Raw genomic sequence first — 4,651 nt, forward strand, 5'->3', positions numbered from 1 at the left:
CGGGTCCGCCGCCCTGGTGCGGCACCGGCGGCACCGGCTGCGCGACCGGATGCGGCGTCATCTGCTGGGGCTGCGCGGGTGCGGGCGGCGGCCCGTAGCCGGACGCGGGGCCGAAGGCTCCGCTCGGGAACTGCGGTGGCACACCGGTGGCCGGAGCGGGCCCCCCGGCCGGTGCCTGCTGCGGTGGCGTGGCGGGCTGGCCCGGCTCGCCACTCGGTACCGGTCGATCGCTCATGGCCCGAATGCTAGGGCATCCACCCCGACACGCCCATGGGGGGTGCGCGGACGAAACGTCAGCACGGCTGGGGTTTCCCGGGTGCGACGCCGGCTCACGCGACCCCGTTGTAGGGCAGCTTCCAGCGCTGCGAGACGGTGTCCGCGCACGGGCGCAGGAGCACCGCCGTGCCGTCCGCGAGCGCCCCGCCCGCGGTGCCCAGGCACAGCCCGGTGTCCGGGTGCTTCAGCCGCTGCCCGGGGGCGGTGACCCAGCGCTGGGCCGAGCCGCCGGTGCACTCGGCCAGGGTCACCGAGGAACGGTCGGCGCCCGGCGCCAGGCAGGCCGCCCCGCCGCGCAGCGAACCGTCGTTGCCCACCGTCCACCCGGTCGAGACGGCCTGGTCGCCGCAGGATCCGACGGTCACCGGGCTGCCGGCGGTCCCGCCGCCGCCGTGCCGCAGGCAGATCCCCGGGGCGCCCGCCGGGACCTCGCCGGCCGGCAGGCCGACCCGGTTGTGGAAGGCGAAGGAGTTGCTGCGCAGGCCGGTCCCGCCGCTCCAGACCTCGAACCCCGCCTGCACCCGGCAGAGGTAGGAGCTCTTCGGGACGTAGCCGCGCGCCATCGCGTCGGCGGTGAACAGCCGCAGGTCGAGGCCGCGGGTGGTGTGGGTGGGTGCCGTGCGGACGTAGCTGATCACGCTGTGCGGGCCGGTGATCGGCGCCTGGTAGACGTGGTAGCTCGCGTCCCCGAACGGCAGGGCGTCCGCCACCTTGTCGCCGGCGGGCCGCACGTTGTCGGTGGCGTCCAGCCAGATCATCACCTCGGCGCTCTCCCCCGGCAGGCAGTTGTCCGGGCTGGAGCCGTACCAGAGGTCGAAGGAGAGGTTGAAGGAGCCGCTCACCCGGCCGTTGGCGTCCCAGTCGGCGGTGGCGTCGCCGAGCGCGCTGACCGGCACCGGCAGTCCGCTCGCGCCCGGGGCGGTCGAGACGTTGGGGTAGGCGCCCGGGGCGAGCGGGTTCTTCGGGACGAAGTCATTGATCCGGGACACCGTGAACCCGCTGTCCCCGACCGGGTCCACGCAGACCGTGCCCGCGGTGTTCCACGGGTTCGGTTCGAGGATCTTGGCGCCGCCGTCCATCGCCAGCTTGGGGAACGGCTCCTGCGCGGTCGAGCAGATGCCCGGCCCGGACAGCGCCGTCGCCGGGCCGGCCGGCGGCTCCACCGCCCCGACGTCGCCGCTGCACCCGGCCAGCAGCGCGGCGACCGCACCGAAGGCGGCGACCGCCCGCAGGCCCCGCGCCACGCGCCCGGCCGCGCCGTCCTCGATGCCCATCGCTCTCCCCCGAACCGTCCTCGCCCGTCGAACGGACAACCGTACACAGGCGCTCCGGCCGCACCCCCGTTCACATCACGATCGGAGCTCGATATCGGTTCCGGGCGGCCGGTCGAACAGGGGGAAGCGGACGCAGAGCGATCGGTCCCGTACGATCCTGGCGTCCCCTGGTGCCCGAGCGACAACGGCCACCACCCGGGGACGGTTCAGACTCAGTACGGCTTCGGGGGAGTAGAGCACGTGACTGTCACCGAGAGCGCGCGACTCGCGGGAAGCGGTCAGCCGCCGGTCTCACGACGCCGCAGCCGGCGCGGCCCGGCCGCCCGCAACCGGTGGGGCCTGCTCCCCCAACCCCCGGACAACACCGAGAAGTACCTCTACGCCCGCACCAACCTGTGGGTGCTGACCTGCTTCTCCCTCATCAGCTTCGCCTGCATGGTGGCCAGCGAGATCGGGCTGCTGAGCGCGACGCCGTGGTTCCTCTTCTTCATACCGCCGCTCGCCTTCACCATCGTCTACTACCTCATATCCCGCTGGGTGCACGGCTTCAACGAGACCTTCGACCTCTCCGCCCACCGGGCCCTGGTCAAGTCCTGGCAGCCCGAGCACCATCCGACCGTCGACATCTTCCTCCCGGTCGCCGGCGAGCCGATCGAGGTCCTGCACAACACCTGGACGCACGTCGCCCGGCTCCGCGACCAGTACCCGGGCGACGTCACCCCGTACGTCCTCGACGACAGCAACAGCCCGCAACTCGCGCAGATGGCCGTCGACTTCGGGTTCGTGTACGGCACCCGCGACAAGCTCGGCTGGTTCAAGAAGGCCGGCAACCTCCAGTTCGGCTTCCGCAACTCCGACAGCGACTACATCCTCATCCTGGACGCCGACTTCGCGCCCCGGCCGGACCTGCTGAACGAGATGCTCCCCTACATGGAGGCCGACCCCCGCCTCGGCATCGTCCAGTCCCCGCAGTTCTTCCGCATCCTGGACTCGCAGAACTGGATCGAGCGCGGCGCCGGCGCCGTCCAGGAGCTGTTCTACCGGACCGTCCAGGTCTCCCGGCAGCGCAGCGACGGCGCCATCTGCGTGGGCAGCTGCGCGGTGTACCGGCGCGCGGCGCTGGAGGAGAACGGCGGCACCACGCTGATCGGCCACTCCGAGGACGTGCACACCGGGTTCGACCTGCGCCGCCTCGGCTGGGACCTCCAGTACATACCCGTCGCGCTGGCCACCGGCGTCTGCCCGGACAACGTCGGCGGCTTCTTCAACCAGCAGTACCGCTGGTGCACCGGCTCGATGAGCCTGCTCGGCAGCAAGAAGTTCTGGCAGACCAAGCTGCGGCCGATCACCCGGGCCTGCTACCTGTCCGGCTTCTTCTACTACATCCACACGGCGCTGTTCACCGTCGTCTCACCGCTCATCCCGATCGTCCTGCTGCTCGCCCGCCCCGACCTGATCCGCTGGGAGAACACCGCGCTGGTGCTGCCCGGCCTGCTCTACGCGACGGTCATCTTCCCGCTCTGGCACCGCAACCCCTACCGGCTGGAGGCCTGGGCCGCCCGCATGATGTACGGCTGGGCGCACGTCTTCGCCATCTGGGACATCGTGCGCCGCAACCGGATGGCCTGGCAGCCGACCGGCTCCAGCGGCGCCAAGCGGAACAGGACCCGGCGGTTCTGGATCGGCGTCATCGCCTGGGGCGGCGGAACCGCCCTGCTCTGGGTGCTGCTGAGCATCTGGCGGATGCTCACCATGGGCCCGCTGAACTTCGCCCTCGTCCTCGCCTCCGGCCTCTTCTACGCCACCATCGTGGGCCGGGTCCTCGTCCAGCCCCGCCCGACGGAAGCAGTGTGATCGCCATGACCGCCCACCCGAGACGGGCCGGCCGGCTCCGTCACCGGCTGGCGCTCCCGCTGCTGGCCGCCGCCGGCCTGCTGCTCACCACCGCGTGCGGCCCCGAGGACCCCGGCTTCGCGATGCAGAAGGACCTCGCCCAGGCCGCCCCGGCCGCCACCCCGGCCCCCGGCGCCCCCGGGACTCCCGGCACTCCGGGCGCGACCCCCGCCGCGGGGGGCACCGCGCCGGCCGCGCCCGCCACGCCCAAGGCCCTGCCGGCCGGCGTCCCGTACGACGTCACGCCGCTGCTCAGGCCGAGCCACAAGTACCTCGGCGCCGCCCTGCCCGACGTCCCCGCCACGATGGACGCGCTGCCCGGCTACCGCGACGCGATCGGCAAGCAGCCCAACGTCCTGGAGTTCTACGCCCACTGGAAGGGCGGCTTCGACACCGCGGGCGCCCGCCGGATCCACGACGCCGGGGCGCTGCCCTTCATGGCCTGGGAGCCGCACGACCGCTCGCTCGCCTCGATCGCGGCCGGCGACACCGACGACTACGTGCGCGGCGTCGCCAAGGCCGTGGCCAAGTTCAACCTGCCGATCGCCGTCAGCATCGCCCACGAGATGAACGGCGACTGGTACCCGTGGGGCCGTCAGGCCGCCACCCCCGAGGACTTCGTGGCCGCCTGGCGCCACGTCCACGACCTCTTCGACCAGGCCGGCGCCACCAACGTGATCTGGGTCTGGAGCCCCAACATCACCGACCCCGCGCCCAACACCCGGCTGGAGCCGTACTACCCCGGCGACACCTACGTCGACTGGGCCGGCATGACCGGCTACTTCACCAAGACCGGGCCCAAGACCTTCGACGCGCTCTACGGCCCGACCATGGCCGAGATCCGCGGCTTCTCCCAGAAGCCCTTCTTCATCAGCGAGACCGCCTCCGAGCAGGGCAAGCGCCAGCACGCGGACATCGACCAGCTGTTCTCCGGGCTGGAGGCGCACGACGACATCGTCGGCTTCGTCTGGTTCAACATCGTCAAGCGGGCGGACTGGCGGGTCGAGGCCGTGCCGGACACCCTCGCCGCGTTCAAGCAGCGCGTGTCCGACCCCCGTTACGGCTTCGACATCCGGAACCCCTGATGAGCACTGAGTCCGAGTTCTCCCCCGTCCCGCACGGCCGCTCCGCCCACGCCCCGGCCGCCGAGCCGGACCCGGACGGGCCCGGCGCCGTGGCGGTGGACAGCCCCGACGGGCCCCGCCCCG

Annotated in this window: 3 protein-coding genes and 1 pseudogene; 2 read left to right on the forward strand and 2 right to left on the reverse strand. The window is 72.5% G+C overall.

What is annotated here, in order from left to right; translation table 11 throughout:
- Together AE652_RS48225 and AE652_RS17260 are read right to left on the reverse strand one after the other, a co-directional pair.
- Window positions 1–235: pseudogene (locus AE652_RS48225) on the reverse strand (hypothetical protein); the annotation flags it as partial.
- A gap of 94 nt (window positions 236–329) precedes the next feature.
- Window positions 330–1,550 carry a ricin-type beta-trefoil lectin domain protein gene (locus AE652_RS17260; protein WP_049652356.1) on the reverse strand — a complete coding sequence of 407 codons (1,221 nt, stop codon included), beginning with the start codon at window positions 1,548–1,550 and terminating at the stop codon, window positions 330–332.
- A gap of 435 nt (window positions 1,551–1,985) precedes the next feature.
- Here AE652_RS17260 and AE652_RS17265 point away from each other — a divergent pair, with 435 nt between their 5' ends.
- A complete protein-coding gene (locus AE652_RS17265) occupies window positions 1,986–3,404 on the forward strand; it encodes a glycosyltransferase family 2 protein (protein ID WP_107086463.1) in 1,419 nt (472 codons plus the stop codon).
- Window positions 3,405–3,409: 5 nt separating this feature from the next.
- Window positions 3,410–4,528 carry a glycoside hydrolase family 26 protein gene (locus AE652_RS17270; RefSeq protein ID WP_159028469.1) on the forward strand — a complete coding sequence of 373 codons (1,119 nt, stop codon included), beginning with the start codon at window positions 3,410–3,412 and terminating at the stop codon, window positions 4,526–4,528.
- Window positions 4,529–4,651: the final 123 nt, after the last annotated feature.

The sequence above is a fragment of the Kitasatospora sp. MY 5-36 genome (genome assembly GCF_001182915.1).
In the GTDB taxonomy this organism is placed as follows: domain Bacteria; phylum Actinomycetota; class Actinomycetes; order Streptomycetales; family Streptomycetaceae; genus Kitasatospora.

What these genes read in the sequence shown, in the direction of transcription:
- AE652_RS17260 (WP_049652356.1), bottom strand. Translation starts at nt 1,550, where the DNA reads ATGGGCATCGAGGACGGCGCGGCCGGGCGCGTGGCGCGGGGCCTGCGG.
- AE652_RS17265 (WP_107086463.1), top strand. Translation starts at nt 1,986, where the DNA reads ATGGTGGCCAGCGAGATCGGGCTGCTGAGCGCGACGCCGTGGTTCCTC.
- AE652_RS17270 (WP_159028469.1), top strand. Translation starts at nt 3,410, where the DNA reads ATGACCGCCCACCCGAGACGGGCCGGCCGGCTCCGTCACCGGCTGGCG.